General features: G+C 71.6%; 18 protein-coding genes and 1 tRNA gene. 14 read left to right on the forward strand and 5 right to left on the reverse strand.

What is annotated here, in order from left to right:
- Positions 1 to 136 precede the first annotated feature (136 nt).
- Entirely contained in the window at positions 137 to 2,131 is a 1,995-nt protein-coding gene (locus ACH45N_RS04490) for a serine/threonine-protein kinase (protein WP_397391549.1), read from the forward strand.
- Between the two features lie 75 nt (positions 2,132 to 2,206).
- Here the strand turns inward: ACH45N_RS04490 and ACH45N_RS04495 are convergent, their stop codons facing one another.
- From ACH45N_RS04495 to ACH45N_RS04515, 5 genes are all read right to left on the reverse strand, one after another.
- Entirely contained in the window at positions 2,207 to 2,503 is a 297-nt protein-coding gene (locus ACH45N_RS04495; protein ID WP_397391551.1) for a hypothetical protein, read from the reverse strand.
- 43 nt (positions 2,504 to 2,546) lie between these two features.
- The gene (locus ACH45N_RS04500) at positions 2,547 to 3,158 is read right to left on the reverse strand and encodes a response regulator (RefSeq protein ID WP_397391553.1); all 612 of its coding nucleotides are present in this window, start codon (positions 3,156 to 3,158) and stop codon (positions 2,547 to 2,549) included.
- Positions 3,155 to 4,549, reverse strand: coding sequence for a histidine kinase (locus tag ACH45N_RS04505; RefSeq protein ID WP_397391555.1), 1,395 nt, complete (start codon positions 4,547 to 4,549; stop codon positions 3,155 to 3,157). The genes ACH45N_RS04500 and ACH45N_RS04505 overlap by 4 nt, the downstream gene beginning before the upstream one ends.
- Before the next feature lie 130 nt (positions 4,550 to 4,679).
- Positions 4,680 to 5,549, reverse strand: coding sequence for an ABC transporter permease (locus tag ACH45N_RS04510; RefSeq protein ID WP_397391556.1), 870 nt, complete (start codon positions 5,547 to 5,549; stop codon positions 4,680 to 4,682).
- On the reverse strand, positions 5,549 to 6,445 hold the full coding sequence (locus tag ACH45N_RS04515; protein WP_397391558.1) for an ABC transporter ATP-binding protein: 897 nt from the start codon (positions 6,443 to 6,445) through the stop codon (positions 5,549 to 5,551). Before ACH45N_RS04515 ends, ACH45N_RS04510 begins: the two co-directional genes overlap by 1 nt.
- A 229-nt stretch (positions 6,446 to 6,674) precedes the next feature.
- Between ACH45N_RS04515 and ACH45N_RS04520 the strand changes: the two genes are divergently transcribed.
- The 13 genes from ACH45N_RS04520 (at position 6,675) to rpoB (ending at position 23,231) form a co-directional block, all read left to right on the forward strand.
- Positions 6,675 to 6,750: transfer RNA gene (locus ACH45N_RS04520), tRNA-Trp, on the forward strand.
- Positions 6,751 to 6,851: 101 nt separating this feature from the next.
- Positions 6,852 to 7,097 carry a preprotein translocase subunit SecE gene (gene secE, locus ACH45N_RS04525; RefSeq protein WP_377220036.1) on the forward strand — a complete coding sequence of 82 codons (246 nt, stop codon included), beginning with the start codon at positions 6,852 to 6,854 and terminating at the stop codon, positions 7,095 to 7,097.
- 247 nt (positions 7,098 to 7,344) lie between these two features.
- On the forward strand, positions 7,345 to 8,163 hold the full coding sequence (gene nusG / locus ACH45N_RS04530; RefSeq protein ID WP_397391560.1) for a transcription termination/antitermination protein NusG: 819 nt from the start codon (positions 7,345 to 7,347) through the stop codon (positions 8,161 to 8,163).
- A 74-nt stretch (positions 8,164 to 8,237) separates the two neighbouring features.
- On the forward strand, positions 8,238 to 8,669 hold the full coding sequence (rplK, locus tag ACH45N_RS04535; protein WP_020016098.1) for a 50S ribosomal protein L11: 432 nt from the start codon (positions 8,238 to 8,240) through the stop codon (positions 8,667 to 8,669).
- Positions 8,670 to 8,748: 79 nt separating this feature from the next.
- Positions 8,749 to 9,465, forward strand: coding sequence for a 50S ribosomal protein L1 (rplA, locus tag ACH45N_RS04540; protein ID WP_285100965.1), 717 nt, complete (start codon positions 8,749 to 8,751; stop codon positions 9,463 to 9,465).
- Positions 9,466 to 9,739: 274 nt separating this feature from the next.
- Positions 9,740 to 10,372: an RNA polymerase sigma factor gene (locus ACH45N_RS04545; RefSeq protein ID WP_397391563.1), complete on the forward strand. Its 633-nt coding sequence runs from the start codon at positions 9,740 to 9,742 to the stop codon at positions 10,370 to 10,372.
- Positions 10,363 to 10,923 carry a hypothetical protein gene (locus ACH45N_RS04550; protein WP_397391565.1) on the forward strand — a complete coding sequence of 187 codons (561 nt, stop codon included), beginning with the start codon at positions 10,363 to 10,365 and terminating at the stop codon, positions 10,921 to 10,923. The genes ACH45N_RS04545 and ACH45N_RS04550 overlap by 10 nt, the downstream gene beginning before the upstream one ends.
- Before the next feature lie 207 nt (positions 10,924 to 11,130).
- Complete coding sequence (locus ACH45N_RS04555) at positions 11,131 to 12,603, forward strand: S8 family serine peptidase (protein ID WP_397391567.1); 1,473 nt, start codon at positions 11,131 to 11,133, stop codon at positions 12,601 to 12,603.
- Between the two features lie 145 nt (positions 12,604 to 12,748).
- A complete protein-coding gene (locus ACH45N_RS04560; protein WP_397391569.1) occupies positions 12,749 to 15,229 on the forward strand; it encodes a CHAT domain-containing protein in 2,481 nt (826 codons plus the stop codon).
- A gap of 98 nt (positions 15,230 to 15,327) precedes the next feature.
- Entirely contained in the window at positions 15,328 to 17,925 is a 2,598-nt protein-coding gene (locus tag ACH45N_RS04565; RefSeq protein WP_397391571.1) for a CHAT domain-containing protein, read from the forward strand.
- A 322-nt stretch (positions 17,926 to 18,247) separates the two neighbouring features.
- The gene (gene rplJ, locus ACH45N_RS04570) at positions 18,248 to 18,778 is read left to right on the forward strand and encodes a 50S ribosomal protein L10 (RefSeq protein ID WP_285100975.1); all 531 of its coding nucleotides are present in this window, start codon (positions 18,248 to 18,250) and stop codon (positions 18,776 to 18,778) included.
- Between the two features lie 84 nt (positions 18,779 to 18,862).
- Positions 18,863 to 19,249, forward strand: coding sequence for a 50S ribosomal protein L7/L12 (rplL, locus tag ACH45N_RS04575; protein ID WP_397391573.1), 387 nt, complete (start codon positions 18,863 to 18,865; stop codon positions 19,247 to 19,249).
- A gap of 469 nt (positions 19,250 to 19,718) precedes the next feature.
- Positions 19,719 to 23,231 (forward strand): DNA-directed RNA polymerase subunit beta, encoded by a 3,513-nt coding sequence (rpoB, locus tag ACH45N_RS04580; RefSeq protein ID WP_397391575.1) that lies wholly within the window; start codon positions 19,719 to 19,721, stop codon positions 23,229 to 23,231.
- Positions 23,232 to 23,255: the final 24 nt, after the last annotated feature.

A 23,255-nucleotide genomic window follows, 5' to 3' on the forward strand; every position in this document is an offset into this window, starting at 1 on the left:
ACTCCGCACTACTCACACATCCCGCCGCCCCATCTTTGGTGTGCGCGCGCTCCGCTACGTATCCTGAGAAGAACATGCCCCAGATAGCCGAAATGACTGATTTGCTCGATGCGCGACCATGGACACCGAGGAACCAGTGAACGAGAACAACACGGGTGAGACCGAGGCCGACGCGGCAGACCTCCCGGTGCACGTCGTCCTCGGCGGAAAGTACGAGCTCGTCGACGTCCTCGGCACGGGGGCGACGTTCACGGTCTACGACGCGCAGCGGGTAGCGGTCCCGGAGCCCGCGCCGGGCGACGGCGAGGACGCTGCCGGTGCCACGGGCGCTGCTGCGGACGGCGACGGCGCGGACGGTTCGGACGGCGACGGCGCGGACGGTTCGGACGGCCCGGGCGAGGCCGGTGCGTCGGGTGCGGCCGCGGACGCTGATGCGGGCGCAGATGCAGCCGCGAAGCCTGGCGAGGCCGCGGACGGCCTGCCGGACGACGGTGCGGCCGAGCCGGGGTCCGGTGCGGACGACGGCACCAGCTCCGCTGCCGACGGCGTGCCCGAGCCCGGCGACGAGACCGACGCGGACGCCGCCGGCGCGGACACTGCCGACGCCGATGCCACGGCGGAGATCGCCGAGCCCGCGGAGCCCGACCCCTTCGACGGGCCCCTCGTGGTCAAGGTGCTGCACCCGCACCTGGTCGACGACCGGAACGCGCGGGCCTCGCTCCAGCGCGAGGTCGACGCCTCGGCGCTCGTGACGCACCCGGGCGTCGTCAAGGTGCTGGACTCCGGCGAGGAGGACGTCGCGGGCGCGAGCGTCCCGTGGACCGTGATGAACCGGGTGCCGGGCATCTCCCTGTCCGACTACGCCGGGGACAGCGGCGTGCCCTGGCGGGACGCGCTCGCCATCATCGACGGGCTGCTGGAGGGGCTCGCCGCCGTGCACGCCGCGGGTCTCGTGCACCGGGACATCGCCCCGCGCAACGTGATGGTCGACAAGCGCCCGGACGGCACGTTCGCCGTCGGGCTGCTGGACCTCGGGCTCACCCGGCCTGCCGGCGGCGAGGGCGAGGGTGCCACGGTGGCCGGCTCGGTCATCGGGATGTCGCCGGAGCAGGCCCGGGGCAAGCCGCTCGACGCGCGGAGCGACATCTACGCCGTCGGCGCCCTCGCGTACTACACGCTGACCGGCCACGCCCCGTTCGAGCGGGCGCAGGCGGAGGACGTCCTGCGGGCGCACGTGAACGCGCCGGTCCCGGCGGCCTCGGCGCGGCGCGCGGCCGTGCCGGCGTCCGTGGACCGCCTCGTGTCCCGGGCCATGGCCAAGGACCCGAACCGTCGGTTCCCCACGGCCGAGTCGATGCGTGAGACCGTCACGATCCTGCTCGGCGGCCCCGCGGGCCGCATGGGCACCAGCGGCGAGACCATGCAGCTCGGCGTGGGCGCGGGCGGCACCGAGGTGATCGACCCGGTCGCAGGGTCCGGCACGATGGTGCTGGGCCAGGCGGCCGAGGGCGGCGACCGGACCACGCTGGTGGGCGCGGTGGGTGCGGCCGGAGCCGCCGGTGCCGCCGCGGCGATCGGTGCGGACACCGCGGCGGCCGCCGTGCCGCCCCAGGTGCCGCCGCCGTTGGAGCCCCCGGAGGAGCCGCGGACCTTCTGGCAGAAGATGACCACCGGCCGCGGCCGCGTGATCACGATCATCGTGTTCGCGCTGCTCGTGTTCGGTGGTGCGGGCCTGGTGATCGCGAACCTGCTGGGCAACGACGGCGCACCCGCGGTCACCCCGACCGAGAGCCCGTCGACGCACGAACCGTCGCGGAGGCCGTCGGCCTCCCCGACGCCGACCGAGACGGACGAGGTCGCGCCGCCGCCGGAGTTCACCCCGACGCCGACGCCGACCCCGACGCCGACGCCGACCCCGACGCCCACGCCGACCCCGACGCCGACTCCCACCCCGACGCCGACGCCGAGCGTCACGCCGACGGAGGAGCCCACCGAGGAGCCGACCGAGGAGCCCACGGACGAGCCCACCGAGGAGCCGACGGAGGAGCCGACCACGCCGGTCGAGCCGTCGACGAACCCGACGGGCGGCCAGGCCGAGGGCGGCACCACGCTGCCTGGCGGCAGCCGCTAGGCCGGCAGTCGCCGGGTTGGCAGCCGCCGGCCCCGCCGGCCCGGGTCGCGACGAGCTCGCGACCCGGGCCGGGCGTCACAGCTCCTTGAGCCGCTCCTTCAGGGCCATGGCGGCGCGCGCCCGGAGCATCGGCCCCTCCGCCTCGTCGTCCGAACCTGCCTCCGCGACCGTCGCCATGTGCGCCGCGAACCGGGCGTCCGCCGCCGCGAGGGTGGCGTCCGGCGCGGTCCGGTAGGCCTCGGTCACGTCGTCCAGAGCGCCGTCGTGGAAGGTCACGCCCATGGTGTCGATCGGCAGCGCCACGTCGTAGATCGCCGATGCGACCGCCGCCTCGACGCGTGCCGTGATGTCGATTCCGCCCGAGTTGTTCATGCGGGCAACCTAGCGGCAGGCACTGTGCGGCGTCGCCGAAAGGTCAGGCGATCCAGCCGCGTTCCCGGGCCACCGTCACGGCCGCCGTCCGGTCCGCGACGCCCAGCTTGGCGAACGCGCGGAGCAGGTGCGTCTTGACGGTGGCCTCGGTGATCGACAGCTCGCGCCCCACCTCCGAGTTCGACCGGCCGCGGGCTACCAGACCCAGCACCTCGGCCTCCCGCGCGGAGGGCCGCTCGGCGGCCGTGCGGACCGAGCTGACCAGGCGCGTCGCCACGCTCGGCGCCAGCACCGTCTCGCCGCGGGCCGCCGCCCGCACGCCGGCGACGAGCACCGCGCGGGGCGTGTCCTTGAGCAGGTAGCCGGTCGCCCCGGCCTCGACGGCCCGCAGGATGTCGGCGTCGGTGTCGTACGTCGTCAGCACCACCACCCGCGGCCCTGTGCCGACGATCCCTGCGGTCGCCGCGACGCCGTCCAGCACGGGCATCCGCAGGTCCATCAGCACGACGTCGGGTCGGAGCTCGGCGGCCAGGGCTACCGCCTCCTGCCCGTCGGCGGCCTCGCCCACCACCTCGAGGTCGTCCTCGACCGTCAGCATGCCCGCCAGGCCCGACCGCACCACCGGATGGTCGTCCACCACCAGCACCCGGATCATCCCGCCACCCCCTGTGTCCCGTCGCGTGCCGGTCCGACGACCCTGGGCACGCCGCGCGATCCTGCGCGGCCGCGCGATCCTGCCCGGCTGCGCGATCCTGCCCGGCCGTCCGATCCCGCCCCACCGTCTGGTTCTGTCTCGCCGTCCGATCCCGCCTCGTCGTCCGACCCCGCCCGGTCGTGTGGTTCGGCCCCACCGCTCGAGACGGCGGCGGCCGCGTCCTCGACGGGCACCCGGACCCGCAGTGTCGTGCCGGAGCCGGCCCGGGACCTCACGGACAGCGTGCCGCCCGCCGACCGCACCCGGTCGCGCATCCCGGCCAGCCCGAACCCGTCGGAGACGTCCGGACCGAAGCCCCGCCCGTCGTCGGCCACGGTCAGCGTCACCGCCCCCTCGGCCGACGCCAGGCGCACGGCGACGGTCATGGCCCGCGCATGCCTCCGCACGTTCGACAGCGCCTCCTGGGCTGCCCGCAGCAGCACCACCTCCGTGGCCGGCGGGAGCGGCCCGACGCCGTCGGCCTCGAAGCTCACCACCTGCTCCGTCTCCAGGGCGTACCGCTCCGTGAGCCTCCGCAACGCCTGGGGGAGCGAGGCGTCCTGCAGCGCCACCGGGGCGAAGGCGGCCACCAGGGCACGAGCCTCCGCCAGGTTGTCGCGCGCCGTGTCCTCGACGAGATGCAGTCGCTCGCGCACGGCGGCGTCGTCCCCGACGTCGAGGGACGCCGACGCGGCCTGCGCCTGCATCACCACGCTCGTGAAACCCTGGGCGAGCGTGTCGTGGATCTCCCGGGCGAGCCGCTCGCGCTCCGCCACGACGCCCGCCTCGTGGTTGGTCCGCGCGAGCTCCGCCTGCGCCGCGCGCAGCTCGTCGAGCAGCCGGGCGTGCTCCTCGGCGCGCCGCATCGCGAGGTGGAACCAGAGACCCAGGGCGACCGCGAACAGGAGCGTCACGAACATCTGCGGCACCACGCTGAGCACCACGGTGGTGTCGAAGCCGTACGCGGCGACGATGCCGACCGTCACCGAGACAGCGAGCACGGCGCAGCCGATCACACCCTGCCGGATCGTCTCGAGCAGCATCCAGACCTGGGCGAAGGCGATGAACATCAGGAACGTCGCGATGCCCGCCTGCGACACGGCCACCCCCGTGCCGAGCACCAGCACCACCAGGTAGGCGACGGCAAGCCGCCGCTCCCTGGTCCGCGCCGCCCGCGCACCCCACAGCAGGTACGCGACCACGATCGCGGCCAGCGCGGCGAGCGCGACCACGAGCGACACACCGCGCGTGCCCTCCAGCACCAGGGCCGTGGCGGTGAGCGCGACGATCACGCCGAACGCCGCGTCCCACCACCGCACCTGCTGCTCCCAACCGGCGTAAAGCAGATTCACGGAGGGTCCGTCCGTCGCCGCATCGTCAGCCCCGGTGCCGTCAGCCGTCAGATCTTCCGGACGGCTTCCTCGTGCTCCGCTGCGGGCGGGTGCCTCGTTCCTCGACCCCCGCCCTCCGCTGCGCCCCTCGTCAGCCGTCATCGTGCCGTCGCCACCGGAACGTCCGGGTGCCGACCACGAGCGCTACCACCAGCCATGCCGCCAGTACAGCAGCCGTCGCGCCGTGCTGCCAGGAGCCGGCCGGCTCCGCCGTCGCGAACGCCTCCGGCAGGAACACCGACCGCATGCCCTGCGCGATCCACTTCAGCGGGAAGATCGAGGACAGGTCGAGCATCCAGCCCGGGAGCTGGGTCACGGGGAAGAACACACCGGAGGTGAACTGCAGCACCAGCAGCGGCGTGACCACCACGGCGCTCGCGGACCGTCCGGACCGGGGCACCGACGAGTACGCGACGCCGCACACCGCTCCCGCCGCCGTGCCGAGCACGAACACCCACGCGAACGTGACCCAGTGCTCCACGTCGTCGGGCAGGGGCACGTCGAAGGCGAGTGCCGCGACCGCGAGCAACAGCGCGGTCTGCGCGAGTACGGTGACCAGCGACAGGAACACCTTGCCCAGGAAGTACGACGTCGCGGGCAGGGGCGTGGCGCGCAGCCGCTTCAGCGTGCCGTCGTCGCGCTCGACGGCGATCGACATGGCGAGCGTCTGGTACGTCGACAGCATGACGCCGGTCGCGATCATCCCGGGCAGGAAGTACTGCGCGAAGCTCACGGTCACACCGTCCGCGACGATCGGGTCGTCGTCACCGAAGACCGTGGAGAAGATCGCCAGCATGATGATCGGGTAGGCGAAGCCGAAGACCATCGAGTCGCGCTCGCGGACGAACTGCAGCAGCTCCACACCGCCGCGCACCAGGCCGAGCCGGAGCGTGCCGGGCAGCCTCCGCACCGAGTTCGCCGCGGTCCGGCTCGTCGTGCTCGTCGCAGCAGCCGTGCTCATCACGCCGCCTCCTCGGTGTCGGTCGGGTTCTCGCCGATCAGGGACAGGTAGACGTCCTCGAGCGTCGGGCGGGTCACGGACAGGCCGGGTACCTCACCGTCCGGTCCGGCCGCCGCGATCAGCCGGGCGACGGCGGCAGTGGGCCGGTCGGTGCGCTCGGTGCGGCGCACCCCGCCGTCGTCCCACGCGACGACCGGGGTACGGGCCCCGGGCCCGCCCAGGGAGTCGGGCGGGCCCTCGGCCACCACGACGCCGTCGCGCACGACGAGGACGCGGTCGGCCAGCTGCGCTGCCTCGTCGAGGTAGTGGGTGGTCAGGAGGATCGTGGTGCCGTCGTCGCGCAGACCGGTCACCAGGTCCCAGAAGGAGCGGCGCGCCTCGGGGTCGAAGCCGGTGGTGGGCTCGTCCAGGAAGAGCAGCTCGGGCCGGCCCACGATCCCGAGGGCCACGTCGAGCCGCCGCCGCTGTCCGCCGGAGAGCCCGCGCGTCCGGGCCCTCGCCTTCTCCGCGAGCCTGACCGCGGCGATCACCTCCGCCGGGTCGCGCGAGTCCGGATAGGCGGCTGCCGTGGCGCGGACCTTCTCCAGGACGGTGAGCTCGCTCAGGTCCCGGGAGTCCTGCATGACCACGCCGATCCGTGCGCGCCAGGCGCGTCCGGCCTCCTTGGGGTCCTCGCCGAGCACGGTCACGTCGCCGTCGTCCCGGTCGCGGAAGCCCTCGAGGATCTCGACGGTGGTGGTCTTGCCCGCGCCGTTGGGGCCGAGCACCGCCACGATCTCACCGTGGGCGACGTCGAGGTCCAGGCCGGCGACGGCGTCCTTGAACCCGGTACGGGCGTTGCCGTACCGCTTGCGAAGGCCGCGTACCCGCACGGCCGGGGAGCCGGATGTCTGCATGGGTCGAGCATGCTCCCCGGGTGCCCCGTGGCGGGACGTCCGTTCGACTGCACCTCGTGTCCGTCGTCCGGTGGACAAGGGACCTTCCGCGACCTGCAAGGGTCCGCCCGGAACGAGTTCGACCTACGGCCCCGGGTACCGTACAGTTGTGCCTCGGTGATCGATGCTCACCTGATGACGTGCGCCTCTCCAGGGCACACTGCATGGCAAGATCAGGCATCGAACACAAAGGGTAGTGGCGCAATTGGTAGCGCAGCGGTCTCCAAAACCGCAGGTTGCAGGTTCGAGTCCTGTCTACCCTGCCAGCGTGAACCCCAGCGGGGCCGCGCGCAGCGGGCCCACGTGAGTGGACCTGGAACGGCAGTTCGCGCCGCCCGGCGCGCCGGGCCACAGGAGTGGGGTAGCAGTGAGCGACACCGAGGTGATCCAGAGCGCCGCGGAGCGTCCGAGCAAGGGCGGCGGCAACATCTTCGCCCGAATCGCGCTCTTCGTGCGCCAGGTGGTGGCCGAGCTCAAGAAGGTCGTCTCGCCGACGCGCTCCGAGCTCTTCACCTACACGACCGTCGTGCTCGTCTTCCTGGTCGTCGTCATGATCTTCGTGGTGGCCCTGGACTACGCCTTCGGCATGCTCGCCGGCTGGGTCTTCGGCTGATCCTTCCTCGCGGATCCGGCGGCTGACGCCGCCGTCGACCGGTCCCGGGAGCGGGTCAGTGTCGGTCCGGGTGCGCCGGGCGAGCTCATGGGGCACGCTGCGCAGTACTTCGCTGTGACGGTTCTCGCCCGTCGCTGATTGTCCCTTCGCGGTACTTTCGCGCGACAATGGCCGGACACAGCTCGTAGAAGTACGCACACCCGTGCCGGGCGCAGCCCCGGCGCACGAAGAGAAAGCAGGTTCGTTCGTGTCCCAGGACTCTCTGGACCAGACGGAGAACGTCTCGCCCGCCGACGGCGACGAGACGGCCGTCGACGCGCCCCTGGACGCCGAGAACGCTGACGTGCCTGCGGACGCCGAGACCCCGGCCGAGACCGACGTCGAGCCCGCGGACGAGGGCGACGCCGACGACGAGCGCCCCGTTGACGCCGACGGCGACGTCATCGTGGACGAGGTCGAGGAGTTCAAGCGAACTCTCCGCAGCCAGCTGGGTGACTGGTACGTCATCCACTCGTACGCCGGGTACGAGAAGCGCGTGAAGACCAACCTCGAGAACCGCATCCAGAGCCTGAACATGGAGGACTACATCTTCCAGGTCGAGGTTCCGATGGAAGAGGTCGCCGAGATCAAGAACGCGCAGAAGAAGATCGTGAGCCGGGTCCGCATCCCGGGCTACGTCCTCGTGCGCATGGACCTGACCGACGAGTCGTGGGGCGCCGTGCGGCACACGCCGGGTGTCACGGGCTTCGTCGGGCACACGCACCAGCCGGTGCCGCTGAGCTTCGACGAGATCTACTCGATGCTCGCGCCGTCGATGCTGCCGCAGCCCGCCCAGGTCGGCCAGCAGGCCGCCGGCGGTGGCACGGTGACCAGCAGCGGCAAGGCGCCGGTCCACGTGGACTTCGAGGTCGGCGAGTCGGTGACCGTGACCGACGGTCCGTTCGACACGCTGCCCGCCTCGATCTCCGAGATCAACGTCGAGGCCCAGAAGCTCAAGGTCCTCGTCTCCATCTTCGGCCGGGAGACCCCGGTCGAGCTGGGGTTCAACCAGGTCGCCAAGATCTGATTCGTCCGTACCCCAGCAGTGCAACCGGGTCATCGCCCACGGCGTAGGCCCAGCCAACAGAAGGTAGTGAACGCATGCCCCCGAAGAAGAAGGTCTCCGGCCTCATCAAGCTGCAGATCCAGGCCGGCGCCGCGACGCCGGCTCCGCCGATCGGCCCCGCGCTGGGTCAGCACGGCGTGAACATCATGGAGTTCTGCAAGGCGTACAACGCCGCGACCGAGTCGCAGCGTGGCAACGTCATCCCGGTCGAGATCACCGTGTACGAGGACCGCTCGTTCACCTTCATCACCAAGACCCCGCCGGCCGCCGAGCTCATCAAGAAGGCCGCCGGTGTGGCCAAGGGCTCCGCGACGCCGCACACGGTCAAGGTCGCGTCGATCACCAAGGACCAGGTCCGCGAGATCGCCACGACCAAGCTGCCCGACCTGAACGCGAACGACCTCGACGCCGCTTCGCTGATCATCGCGGGCACCGCCCGCTCCATGGGCATCACCGTTTCCGAGTGATCCCCTGGGGCTTCCGCCCCGGACGAACCACCACCAGTGGCAGGGCCGCACGGTCCGCTACGACCACAAGGAGAGAAACATGGCAAAGCGCAGCAAGGCGTACCTCGCCGCCGCGGAGAAGATCGACAGCGAGAACCTGTACTCGCCGCTCGAGGCCATCCGCCTGGCCAAGGAGACCGCCACGGTCAAGTACGACGCCACCGTCGAGGTCGCGTTCCGGCTGAGCGTTGACCCGCGCAAGGCGGACCAGATGGTCCGTGGCACGGTCAACCTGCCGAACGGCACGGGCAAGACCGCCAAGGTCATCGTGTTCGCCAACGCCGCCAAGGCGGAGGAGGCCCGTGCGGCCGGTGCCGACGAGGTCGGTGGCGACGAGCTGATCGAGAAGGTGGCCGCCGGCTACACCGACTTCGACGCGGCCGTCGCCACGCCGGACCTGATGGGCAAGGTCGGTCGCCTCGGTAAGGTGCTCGGTCCCCGCGGCCTCATGCCGAACCCGAAGACCGGCACCGTGACCATGGACGTCACCAAGGCCGTGTCCGACATCAAGGGCGGCAAGATCGAGTTCCGCGTCGACAAGCACGCGAACCTGCACTTCATCATCGGCAAGTCCTCCTTCTCGGAGGCTCAGCTGCTGGAGAACTACGTCGCCGCGCTCGACGAGGTCCTGCGCCTCAAGCCGTCGTCGTCGAAGGGTCGCTACATCAGCAAGGCGACCATGACCACGACGATGGGCCCCGGCATCCCGCTGGACCAGAGCAAGACCACCAAGCTGCTGGAGGAGCTCTCGGCCTGAGCCGAGCTCTCCTGAGCGCAAGAAGGCCCGCATCCCGCAAGGGGTGCGGGCCTTTTTGAATTTTCATCAGAACCATGTATCGAACCCGGTCCTCGGGCCTCTTGTCTGATGGGCGGCAGGAAGCCGACGCGAGCTGAGGAGAGGGGAGTGCCTGGTGGGCACCATTTTCCACCTCCCCGGATCCGCGAGCCCCGCCGTAGACTCGGTTGGTCCAAGTACTCCACGTCCGGTAGGTGACGTGGAAACATCCGCCAGCAGAGAATCCCGTGGTGCAATGACAGGATCAAGGGAGGCCCTGCCCGACGTCGACGGGTCCGGTCTCACGCTCGGCGATCGCGCAGCGATCGCGCTGACCGAGTACCGCGCCGGCAACCATCAGGCGCTCGGCGACCTGGTGCGCGAGGCGACGCCGCTGCTGTGGCACACGGTCCGCGCGCAGGGAGTCGACCGCGACGCCGCGGACGACGTCGTGCAGAGCACGTGGGTGGCGCTCGTGCGGCACGCCGAGACCATCGCCGAGCCGAAGGCCGTCCTGAAGTGGCTCCTGGTGACCGCGAAGCGGGCTGCCTGGGAGGCGGTGCGCAAGCACCGTGACGACGAGAAGCGCCGTACCGAGCTGCCGGACGACAGCCCCGAGCATCCGATGGCTCTCCCCGCTCACGACCCACCACCCGACGCCGAGGTGCTGCGCGACGAGCGCGACCGCATCTTGTGGACGTCGCTCCAGAAACTGCCCGGACGCTGCCAGGAGCTGCTGCGTCTGGTGTCGCTCGCCGACCGGCCGGACTACCGGTACATCTCGGCGGCGATCGGAATGCCGATGGGCTCCATCGGTTCGACTCGTGGCCGCTGCTTGGCGAAGCTGCGGACCATCCTCGATGAGCAAGGGGACTTCTCGTGGACCTGACGCCGGAACCGAACATGGACGACGAGGCCGTGGGGCGCCTCTCGTTCGACCCGAAGGGCGCGCTGGACGCCGAGGACGGGGCAGTGCTGACCCGCCTTGCCCGCGCGGTCGGCGCGGTGGACCCGGTGCCGGAGGGCCTCGTCGAGCGCTCGTTGTTCGCGATCACGCTGGCCGGCCTCGAGGCCGAGCTCATGGAGGCCGTCTACCTCGATGCGCCGCTCGCCGGCGTCCGTGGTGCCGCTCCGGCCGCCCGGGCCGACGACGCCGCGCCCGCCGAGGCGAAGACCATCACCTTCACGCACGACTCGCTGACCGTGATGATCACGCTGTCCCCGTCCGCCGGCGGACGGGTGCGGATCGACGGCTGGGCCGCCCCGGCGGCCGGCCTGAAGGTGGAGCTGCACCGGCCGGGTGTCGAGGTGGTCGCCACGGAGTCCGACGAGGACGGCCGGTTCTCCTTCGAGGCGGTCGAGCGTGGCCGCGCGAGCCTGGTGGTCCGCCGGACCGACGGCGGCGGTGGTGCCGTGAGCACGCCGATCATCGAGCTGTGACCTGCTGAACCACCGAACTACCACCGTGTGTGATCCGGCCGAGGGGCGCGGCAGGGTCTGTCGAGCAATCGTTGTCAATGGAGAGGTATTGCTGTGAGCGAGCCCATTCCCGAGCCCGAGCTGCGCGTCCGCGATCACGCTGGAACCTGGTGCCGTGTGCGGGATCTCGATCCCGCACGGGTGTCGTCCCGACGGCAGGGTCGGCTGATGCCGACACGTTACGTCTCGGACCGGCTGATCGTCCGGGCGGTGGACGACGTCGAGAGCGATGCCGTGGTGGGCATGGTCCGCGAACGAGCAGCGGCGCGAGGGCTGTCACTCGAGGAGACGCTCTTCGAGGAGGCGGCATCGCGGGTCAGCGCGTCGACCTCACCCGGCCTGGCATTCCGCGTCTCGACGGGGGAGGAGGGCGCGGCCGAGCGCGACGTGTGGGACCTGCTGGACGAGGTGGCGGACGCTGTGGGCGACGACGACCGGCACCGGGTGTCCCTGGACCACATCCTGACGGGTCACGGGAAGTGGCAGGGACACGGCCGACCTATCGACCGCGAGCCCGCGGTCTTCCTGGGCCCCGCGCCACGACGCGCGCTGGCCGTCGGCGCTTCACCGGTGACGACCGCGGACGGCACGGTCCGCCCGGTGGTGGCCGTGCTCGACTCGGGGATCGGCGAGCATCCCTGGTTCGAGGAATCCGGTTCGGTCGTGCTGCGCGGAGCCCAGCTCGACGGGGAACCGATCGGCACGGGGGCGGAGGACGAGCCGCTGTACGACGCCGAGGTCCGTGGCCGGCGTCGCGACGACGCCGCCTACCTCGACGCCTACGCCGGTCACGGGACGTTCATCGCGGGCGTGGTGCACCAGGTGTGCCCCGACGCCGCGATCATGCCCGTGCGGATCTTCAGCGGCGACGGTCGGGTACGGGAGTGGGACCTGGCACGGACCCTGGAGAAGCTCCTGGAGTTCCACCTGCGGGGTGCTGCGGGGACCGATGGCTACTGGCCGGTCGACGTCGTGGTGATCAGCGGCGGGTTCTACGCGGAACGGCCTGAGGACGACGAGGACTATGACGGTGTGCTCCGCGCGAGGCTGCGCGATCTGCGCCGCGAGGGCGTGCTCGTGGTGGTCTCCGCGGGCAACGACGGTTCGGGCCGGCCGATGTTTCCCGCTGCATGGGCCCCTCGGGTCCGTCGGACGCCCGATGGCGCCGTCCCGCTGCAGGAGGAGGACCTGCGGTCGGACTACACGCCGCTCCTTCCGGTCACGGGCTACAACCCGGACGGCACGCTGGCCGACTTCAGCAACGACGGCCCATGGGTGATCGCGGCGCGTCCTGGAGCACACGTGCTGAGCTCGATGCCCGTCACCTTCGACGGCGCCGAGCAGCCCTGGCAGAGCGGTGACGGCCTGCGTCGGACGGTCGACCCCGACAACTTCAGCAGCGGTTTCGGCCTGTGGAGCGGCACGTCCTTCGCCGCGCCCGTCCTCGCAGGGGAGCTTGCCGCGGCGCTTCTGCAGGGCCGGCTTCCTGGCGCTGACGGCACACCCGCCGCCTTCCCCTCGCGGGTCGCGGCAGCCTGGGACGCGGTGACGAGAGTCGGAGATCTTTACCGGGCGATTCCTGCGCCGCCTGACGGTTTGCTGAGTAGCGTGGCGCCATATGAACAGGATGGACTGGGATGAGCTCGAGCGGCGGTACACCGCCGCTCGGACTCTCAACGACCAATACCAGCCGGTCGACGCGCTAGCCGCCTTTCGAGCTCTGGTCGCGGACCTCGCGAGGTCGGACGCCCGAACGGAAGACGAGGTCGAGCGACGCGCGTGGCTCATGGTGCGTTCGCACCTGGGCCTCGCGCTGGCGACCTACGAGTGCTCGATGGACATCGACGCCACGACGGCGGCGCTGGATCTCGCCGAGGCCGAGGCCGAGGGCGCGCCGAAGTCGCTCCGGCGCGGGCTCGTCGGGCTGGTCTCCGGTCAGCGGGGTGTCATCCTGCTCAGGAGCGGGCAGTTCGCCGCTAGCCTCGCCCCGATCTCCGCCTCACTGGCCGCGCACGACCCGGGCGACCTGCGCAGCCGGGCGATCGATCACCTCAACCGAGGCTTCGCACTGATGCAGGTCGGGCGTATCGCTGAGGCGCTGAAGGACCACGAGTCGGCGCACCGGTATGCCGAGCAGGACGGCAACACCCGTACCCAGTCGTTCGCGCTGCACAACATCGGGTACGTCCGCCATCTGATGGGTGACCTTCCAGGCGCCCTGATGGCGATGGAGAAGGCGCTTGCGGTACTTCCCGACGAGAGCACCGCGATCGACATGCTCGGTCGCGCAGAGGCTCTCTTCGAGGGAGGCCTCGTGGTCGCCGCGGAGGAACTGCTCACCGAGGCGATCCCTGCGCTGAAGGCGTCACGGCTTCGTCCAGAGCTTGCCGAGGCCGAGTACTACCGCGCACGCTGCCTCCTGATCCTGGAGCGGTTCGGAGATGCCGCCACCCTCGCCGCACGGGCGCGCCGCCACTTCGAGCACATCGGTCACGACGCTCGCGCCGCTCTCGCGCGGGTCCTGGAGCTCGAGGCCGCGTTCGAGCCGGCGCGCAGGAGTCACGCCGGGCCTCGGGCACGAGCGTCGGCCCGCCGGCGGGCGGCCCAGGCGCTCGACGCCGCCCGTGCGGGCGATCTGGCCGGCCCGGTCCTGGGCCAGCACCCAGGCCATGCGGCGCGCCTGGTGGCGGCGCAGTGGTTCCTGCGAGCCGATGATCCCGACAGTGCCCGTGCGACGCTCGCGGAACTGCCTCGTGGCTTCACGACCTCCCCGTTGACCATGCGGGTCCATCACTACACCGCGCGGGCGGAGCTCGCGTTCGCGACGGGTGACCGCGCGAAGGGCCTGCGTGCCGTGCGAGCAGGCCTGGGCCTGCTCGCAGACCATCGCAGCCGACTCGGCTCCGTCGAGTCTGTCACTGCCGCCGCGGCGCACGGCGTCGACCTGACGCGTGTCGACGTCGAGGCGGCCGCGCGCACGGGACGACCCTCCGCCCTGTTCGACGCGCTGGAGCGGGGCCGCTCGACGTTCGCGGGAACGGGCCGGGTCACCCCGTCGGACGACCCGGAGATCGCCGCACTGCTCACCGAGGCCCGGGGTCTGCTGGCCAAAGCTCGCGAGCTCGGCATGACCGAGAGCAAGGAGCGTGAACGTCTCACCCGGCGCGCAAGTCGCATCCAGGAGGAGGTCCGGGAGCGCTCATGGCGCCACGCGGGCAACGCGGGCGCCGTCCAGCATCCGGCGACAGCCAGTGAGGTACGTCAGGTCCTGGTCGGCCGGGACAAGAAGACCGACGTTGTGGCGAGCTTCCTCGTCATCGACGACGTCCTCCGCTGCGTCCGCGTCGACGCCGCCGGCGTCACCACCGTCGACATCGGCCCGGCCGACGACGTGATCGAGCGCGTCCGCCGCCTCTCCGCCGACTTCGCCATGGCGGCGAACGACCTGATCCCGGCACCCCTGCGGGCCGCGGCGTCGGCGTCGCTGGCGCGCAACCTCAAGGCTCTCGACACCGTCCTGCTCGCCCCGCTGCACGCCGACGGCGACCTCTACGTGGTCGCCCGGGAACCGCTGCTCAGCGTGCCCTGGGCCGCGCTGCCGTCCCGCGGCGGGCTGCGCACCTCCGTGAACTCGTACGTCGCACGCGGCCGCACCCACGCCCGGCCCACCGGCGAGCGCAAGCTGCTCGCGGCGGCCGGACCGGGCGTCCGGCACGGCGCGGCCGAGGCCCGCGCCGTCGGCGAGCAGTGGCCCGGCGCGACCGTCCTGACCGGCAAGGACGCCGTCACCGAGCAGGTCCGCACCGCCCTCGCGACCCACGACGTCGTGCACCTGGCCACCCACGGCCAGCACGACGCCGACAACCCGCTCTTCGCGAGCATCGACCTCGCCGACGGCCCGCTGTTCGCCCACGAGCTCGACGGCACACCACTGCCCGGCTCCGTGGTCATCCTGTCGTCGTGCGAGGTCGGCGGTTCCACCCAGGTGCTCGGCGGTGAGCTCCTGGGGCTCACGTCGGTGCTCCTGCGCCTGGGCGCGCGCCGTCATCGCGTCCGTCGCCAAGCTCTCCGACGAGCTCGCCGCCCGCGTCATGCCCCGTCTGCATGCCCACCTGCGCGAGACCGACGACCCGGAGGCGGCGCTCGCGGCCGCGCTCCGCGACGTCGCCGAGCCGGTGCCGCTCGTCTGCTTCAGCTCGGTCGAAGGGCTCGCCGCGGGCTGACCTCGCCGGTCTCGTCCCACCCGAAGTTCCGCCCGAACCCCTGACCTGCGCGGTTGCCCCGGGCGATGACAGGCCGCCCCGTGCCCCGCTATCGTGGCCCGCCCGGCGCCCCCGTGGGGCCCGGTGAGGCGAGGGGGCAGGTATGTGGCCGGAACTGGAGGCGGAGCTGATGGCCGCGCGGGAGCTCAGCTCCCGGTCGCGTCCGGGCGACGCCCTGCTGCGGTTCCGGGACGTGCTCGACCGGCTCCGGGTCGTCGACCTCGGCGGGCTCGGCCCCGCGGACCGTGAACGCTGGGCCGAGGGCATGGTCCGTTCCCTGGCGGGGGAGGCCGTCGCCGTCCACGCCGTCGAGGACACGCTGGACAAGCCGCTCGCCCTCCTCGGGGACGCCGACGCCCGCGCCGACGCCGCCCCGCCGCGGATCCGCAGGCGGCTCGCCGCCGTCGTCGACGGGAACCGCGGACTCCTGCTGCAGCGCTCCGGCCGGCTCACCGACGCCGTGGCGGCCTTCGACCGCGTGCTCGCCGTCGCGGACCAGCTCACCCCGCGCGACCACGCCACCGCGCTGCTCAACCGCGGCGCCGCCGAGATCGAGCTCGGCCGGCTGGACGCGGCGCTCGCCGACTTCGACGCCTGCCACGAGGCCGCCGGGTTGGCCGACCTGCCCGGGATCGCCTCCCTCGCCCTGCACAACACGGGCTTCGTCCGGTACGCGCTCGGCGACCTGCCGGGCGCGCTGCAGGCCATGGCCGCCGCCCGCGCCGTCGACCCGGAACGCTCCGACGGCGTGCTCGACATCGGCCGCGGCGCCGTCCTCTACGAGGCCGGCCTGCTCGAGGACGCCGAGCAGGTCCTCACCCAGGCGATCTCCCGCATGGTCGTCCCGGGCCGCGCGCACCATCGCGCCGAGGCCGAGTACTTCCGTGCGCGTTGCCTCATGGCGCTGCACCGGTGGGACGAGGCGCGGACGGCGGCGGCCTTCGCCCGGCGCTACTACGCCGGCGTCGGCCACCCACAGCGCGCCGCCGTCGCGCGCGTCGCGGAGCTGGAGGCGATCCTCCTGCCGGTGCGGCGCGGCGAGGCCCCCGTTCCGGACGACGCCCGGCGCCGTGCCGAGCAGGCCATCGCGGCCGCCGAGGCGGGCGACGAGGTGGACCCCCTGCTCGGGCAGCGTCCCGGCCTGACCGCGCGGTTCGTCGCCGCGCACTGGTACCTCCTGGCCGACGACGTCGCCGCCGCGCGCGCCGTCCTCGACAACCTCCCCGCCGGCATGGCCGACGCCCCGCTGTCCACGCGGATCCAGCGGCAGACCGTGCTCGCGCAGCTCGCGTTCGCGTCGGGGGACCGCGCGGCCGGCATCGAGGCGGTGCGCACGGGCCTGGAGCTGCTCGCCGACCATCGCGTGGGGCTCGGCTCGGTCGAGTCCGTCACCGCCGCCGCGGCGCACGGCGTGGACCTGCAGCGGACCGACGTCGAGGCCGCGCTGCGGACCGGCCGGCCGGACTGGCTCTTCGAGGCGCTCGAACGCGGCCGGACCACGTTCGCCGGGATGGGCGGTGCCGTCGCGCCGGACGAGCCCGCGGTCGGCGCGCTCGTCACCGAGGCCCGCGGACTCGTCGTCCGCGCCCGCACCCTCACCGACCGGGACAGCGCCGCGGAACGCGCCCAGCTGTTCGAGCGGTCACGCCGGCTGCTGGCCGCGGCGCGCGAACGCGCCTGGCACCGCACCGGTGCCGAGCACGTCGGGAGCGAGGACCGCCCGGCCACCACCACCGAGGTCCGCGAGCTGCTCGCGGCGCGGGACGACGGCGCGGTCGTCGCCAACTACCTGGTGCTCGACGGGGTGCTGCGCTGCGTCCGCGTCGACGCACACGGCGCGCGCACCGTCGACCTCGGACCGCTCGCCGAGGTCACCGAACGGGCGCTGCGCGTCCGCGCGGACTTCGGGGCCAGCGCCAACGAGCACGTGCCCCCGGCCCTGCGCGACGCCGCCCGCCGCTCCCTGCGGCGCAACCTCGACGCGCTCGACCGGCTCCTCACGGTGCCGATGCAGGCGGCCGGGCCGCTGTACGTCGTCGGCAGGGAGCCCCTGCTCAGCGTGCCCTGGACGGCGCTCCCGTCCCGGCGCGGCCGCCGCACGACCGTCCGCTCCTACATGGCCCGCGGCCGCGCGCACCCGCGCCCGGGAAGCAGGCACCGGCTGCTCGCCGCGTACGGTCCCGGCGTCACCCTCGGCGCGAGCGAGGTGCGAGCCGTCGGTGCCGTCTGGCCGGGAGCCACGGTCCTCGCCGGCGCGGCCGCGACGACGGCGACGGTGCGGGCCGTGCTCGCCACCCACGACATCGTGCACCTCGCCACGCACGGCAGGCACGACGCCGACAACCCCCTCTTCGCCTTCGTCGACCTCGCCGACGGCCCGCTGTTCGCCCATGAGCTCGACGGCACCCGCCTCCCCGGATCCGTGCTCGTCCTCTCGGCCTGCGAGGTCGGCGGCTCGTCCCAGGTGGTGGGCGGGGAGGTGCTCGGCCTGTCCTCCGTGCTCCTGCGGCTCGGGGCCCGCGCGGTCGTCGCCGCCGTCGCCCCGCTGTCGGACGCCGTCGCCGCGCGCGTGATGCCCCGGTTCCACGCCCACCTGCGCGCCACGGACGACCCGGAGGCCGCGCTCGCCGCGGCGCTCGCGGACGAGCCCGAGCCGGTGCCGCTGGTGTGCTTCGCGTCCCTGGAGGGCCTGGGTTCGTGACGGCCGGCCGCCGTGTGGCGCAGGCCACCGCTCGCCGCGTGCGGCCTGACGCGCGGAGCCATGTATAGTTCTCGGGTAACCCAAGACCGCCGGTCGTCCGACGCTGCCCGCTCGTAAGAGCACTCTGCTGGTCAGAGCACAGGGCGGAAGAAGACCGAAGTCCCGCTGAGAGCGGGGGCCTGCGCAGGTGACGAACTCGAGTGCGGTCCTGCCGCGCGAACCGAGCCCCGTGCACCTGCGCCGGGGCTCTTTTTCTCGTTCCGGGGCAACGCCCGGGGCTCACGCCCCAGGGGACGGTGGTACCACCACCGGAAGGATTGCCATGGCGAGGCCGGACAAGGCAGCCGCTGTCGCAGAGCTCGCGGACAAGTTCCGCGACTCGAGCGCAGCCGTGCTGACCGAGTACCGCGGGCTCACCGTCGCGCAGCTCAAGGAGCTGCGTCGGTCGCTCAGCGGCAACGCAACCTACGCCGTGGTGAAGAACACGCTGACGGGGATCGCGGCCAAGGAGGCCGGTGTCGAGGGTCTCGACGCCGACCTGAAGGGCCCGTCCGCCATCGCATTCGTGACCGGGGACCCGGTCGAGGCTGCGAAGGGTCTGCGTGACTTCGCCAAGGCGAACCCCGCACTGGTCATCAAGGGCGGCGTGCTCGACGGCCGCCCGATGTCCAGCGCGGAGATCACGAAGCTCGCGGACCTCGAGTCCCGCGAGGTTCTGCTGGCCAAGGTGGCCGGCGGTCTGAAGGCCACGCTGACGCGTGCTGCTTACGCCTTCACCGCCAAGCCCGCCCAGGTCGCCCGTGCCATCGATGCCCTGCGTCAGAAGCAGGAATCGGAGGGTGCTGCCGCCTGATCAGGTGGCAGCGCCAGTTCACACCCCCCTGCTTCTCGCGGGCCGGCACCGGCCCGCGAAGCGCCAACTGAAAGGAACGCCATCATGGCGAAGCTCTCCACCGACGAGCTCCTGTCCGCCTTCGAGGAGCTCACGCTCATCGAGCTCTCCGACTTCGTGAAGGCCTTCGAGGAGAAGTTCGACGTCACCGCCGCTGCTCCGGTCGCCGCTGTTGCTGCCGGCCCCGTGGGTGGCGCGCCGGCCGAGGCCGCCGAGGAGAAGACCGAGTTCGACGTCATCCTCGAGGCTGCCGGCGACAAGAAGATCCAGGTCATCAAGGAGGTGCGCGCGCTCACGTCCCTCGGTCTCAAGGAGGCCAAGGACCTGGTCGACGGCGCGCCGAAGCCGGTTCTCGAGGGCGCCGACAAGGACGCCGCCGAGAAGGCGAAGGCTGCCCTGGAGGGCGCCGGCGCCACCGTCACCCTCAAGTGACCTCAGGCATCACCGCCTTCGGGCTGGTGTGACGGCCGCCCGGGCTCGTCCCGGGCGACCGTCCGCCGACTGCAGAGGCCCGCACCCCTCGGGGTGCGGGCCTCTCGCGTGCGCGCCCGTCCGGGCAGGTCCGGCCAGGTCGTGCGGGAATATCACCCGCGGAACGCCCGTTGAACCGCTGAGCGCCGCCTCGTCCAGCCGCCACGCCGCGGCAGTGCGGATACGCAACGATTCGAGGATTCCCACAGTCTCGACGTGCAGGACGTAGGGCGACTGGACATACTAGAACCAGATAGGTATGCTAGCGCTTTGCGCCCGCGTGTGCCCTCGACGCCTCCCCCTGCTTCCCGAAAGTCCTGGTCGCATCCCCACTCAGGGGATGCCCACCGGTGACCGGTGAATCCGGCAGAGCATCCTGCAGCACCGCAGAGCGTACAGCGTTCACCCGAACTGCAGGGAAGGACCCCTCTTGGCTGCCTCGCGCACCCCTTCAGCTCCGTCCGCCGAAGCCATTGCGAACCGTACCGCTTCCCGTCGTGTTTCCTTCGCAAAGATCTATGAGCCACTCGAGGTCCCCGACCTGCTTGGCCTGCAGACCGAGAGCTTCGACTGGCTCCTTGGTAACCCAGCCTGGCAGGGCAGGGTAGAAACTGCCAAGGCGGCTGGTCGTAATGATGTCCCGGAAACCTCCGGACTGGAAGAGATCTTCGAGGAGATCTCCCCGATCGAGGACTTCGGCTCCTCGATGTCCCTCTCCTTCTCGAACCACCGCTTCGAGCCGCCGAAGTACACGGCGGACGAGTGCAAGGAGAAGGACTTCACCTACGCGGCCCCGCTGTTCGTCACCGCGGAGTTCGTTAACTACACCACCGGTGAGATCAAGAGCCAGACCGTCTTCATGGGCGACTTCCCGCTCATGACCGCGCGCGGCACCTTCATCATCAACGGCACCGAGCGCGTCGTCGTCTCGCAGCTGGTGCGTTCCCCGGGCGTGTACTTCGAGCGCACCCCGGACAAGACCAGCGACAAGGACGTCTTCTCCGCGAAGATCATCCCCTCGCGTGGTGCGTGGCTCGAGTTCGAGATCGACAAGCGCGACGCCGTCGGCGTGCGCGTCGACCGCAAGCGCAAGCAGTCCGTCACGGTGCTGCTCAAGGCCCTCGGCATGACCGAGTCGGAGATCCGCGAGCAGTTCGCGGACTTCCCGTCCGTGCTCGACACGCTCGAGAAGGACCACGTCCACACCGAGGACGAGGCCCTGGTCGACCTGTACCGCAAGATCCGCCCGGGTGAGCCGCCCACGGTCGAGGCCGGTCGCGCGCTGCTCGAGAACTTCTACTTCAACCCGAAGCGCTACGACCTCGCGAAGGTCGGCCGCTACAAGGCGAACAAGAAGCTCGGTGTCGACGCGGAGCTCGCCGAGTCCACGCTGTCGCTGACCGACGTCGTGGCCACGATCAAGTACCTGGCGTCGCTGCACGCGGACAAGACCACCATGGACGGCGTCCGCAACGGCCAGCCCGTCGAGGTGCGCGTCGAGGTCGACGACATCGACCACTTCGGCAACCGCCGCATCCGCGCCGTGGGCGAGCTCATCCAGAACCAGGTGCGCACGGGTCTGTCCCGCATGGAGCGCGTGGTTCGCGAGCGCATGACCACGCAGGACGTCGAGGCCATCACGCCGCAGACGCTGATCAACATCCGTCCGGTCGTGGCGTCGATCCGTGAGTTCTTCGGCACGTCGCAGCTGTCGCAGTTCATGGACCAGAACAACCCGCTGGCCGGTCTGACGCACAAGCGTCGTCTGAACGCGCTCGGCCCGGGTGGTCTGTCCCGCGACCGCGCCGGCATGGAGGTCCGTGACGTCCACCCGTCGCACTACGGCCGCATGTGCCCGATCGAGACCCCTGAGGGTCCGAACATCGGTCTGATCGGTTCGCTCGCGTCGTTCGGCCGCATCAACCCGTTCGGCTTCATCGAGACGCCGTACCGCCGGGTCGAGAACGGCAAGGTCACCGACAACATCGACTACCTCACGGCCGATGACGAGGACCGCTACATCATCGCGCAGGCCAACACGCCGCTGCTCGAGGACGGCACGTTCGTCCTCGACCGCGTCCTGGTCCGCACGAAGGGTGGCGAGACCAACGACATCCCGGGTGCCGAGGTCGACTACATGGACATCTCGCCGCGCCAGATGGTGTCGGTCGCGACGGCCCTGATCCCGTTCCTCGAGCACGACGACGCCAACCGCGCCCTCATGGGTGCCAACATGCAGCGTCAGGCCGTGCCGCTGGTGCGGTCCGAGGCCCCCGTGGTCGGTACCGGCATGGAGCGCCGTGCGGCGGTCGACGCCGGCGACGTCATCGTGGCGACCAAGCCCGGTGTGGTCACCGAGGTCTCCGCCGACCTGGTGCTCGTGGCGAACGACGACGGCACGACGGGCTCGTACCGTGTGCACAAGTTCGTGCGCTCCAACCAGGGCACGAGCTACAACCAGCGCGTGCTGGTCGACGAGGGTGCGCGGGTCGAGGTCGGCTCCGTGCTCGCGGACGGCCCGGCGACGGACGAGGGCGAGCTCGCGCTCGGCCGCAACCTGCTGGTCGCGTTCATGTCGTGGGAGGGTCACAACTACGAGGACGCGATCATCCTGTCGCAGCGCCTCGTGGAGGACGACGTCCTCTCCTCGATCCACATCGAGGAGCACGAGGTCGACGCCCGTGACACCAAGCTGGGCCCCGAGGAGATCACGCGGGACATCCCCAACGTCTCGGAGGAGGTCCTCGCGGACCTCGACGAGCGCGGCGTGATCCGCATCGGTGCCGAGGTCGGCGCCGGCGACATCCTGGTCGGCAAGGTCACCCCCAAGGGTGAGACCGAGCTGACCCCGGAGGAGCGCCTGCTGCGCGCGATCTTCGGCGAGAAGGCGCGCGAGGTGCGCGACACGTCGCTCAAGGTGCCCCACGGCGAGCAGGGCACGGTCATCGCGGTGCGCGAGTTCAACCGGGAGGACGGCGACGAGCTGCCCGCCGGCGTGAACCAGCTGGTGCGCGTCTACATCGCGCAGCGCCGCAAGATCACCGTCGGTGACAAGCTGGCCGGCCGCCACGGCAACAAGGGCGTCATCTCGAAGATCCTCCCGCAGGAGGACATGCCGTTCCTCGAGGACGGCACGCCGGTCGACGTCATCCTGAACCCGCTGGGTGTGCCGGGCCGCATGAACGTGGGCCAGGTGCTGGAGACCCACCTCGGGTGGATCGCCAAGCAGGGCTGGGACGTCTCCCTCGCGGAGGACAAGGGCGGGGAGTGGCTGGAGAGCCTTCCCGAGGTCGCCCACAAGAGCGAGCCGAGCCGCCCCGTCGCCACCCCGGTGTTCGACGGCCTGGAGGAGGTCGCCCTGCGCGGTCTCTTCGGTGCGACGCTGCCGAACCGCGACGGTCAGCGCATGGTCAACCAGGACGGCAAGGCGCAGCTCTTCGACGGCCGCTCCGGCGAGCCGTTCCCGGAGCCCGTCTCCACCGGTTACATGTACATCCTGAAGCTGCACCACCTGGTCGACGACAAGATCCACGCGCGTTCGACCGGTCCGTACTCGATGATCACGCAGCAGCCGCTGGGTGGTAAGGCGCAGTTCGGTGGTCAGCGCTTCGGTGAGATGGAGGTCTGGGCTCTCGAGGCGTACGGCGCCGCGTACACGCTCCAGGAGCTGCTCACCATCAAGTCCGACGACGTCCCGGGCCGTGTCAAGGTCTACGAGGCGATCGTCAAGGGCGAGAACATCCCCGACTCGGGTATCCCGGAGTCCTTCAAGGTGCTTCTCAAGGAGATGCAGTCGCTGTGCCTGAACGTCGAGGTGCTCTCGAGCGACGGTGTCTCCATCGAGATGAAGGAGTCCGACGACGAGGTGTACCGCGCCGCTGAGGAGCTCGGCATCGACCTCTCGCGGCGGCCCAACGCCGCCTCCAGCGTCGACGAGATCTGATACCAGGCCGCGCCCGTGCACCGG

This window comes from Promicromonospora sp. NPDC019610 (assembly GCF_044389365.1).
In the GTDB taxonomy this organism is placed as follows: domain Bacteria; phylum Actinomycetota; class Actinomycetes; order Actinomycetales; family Cellulomonadaceae; genus Promicromonospora.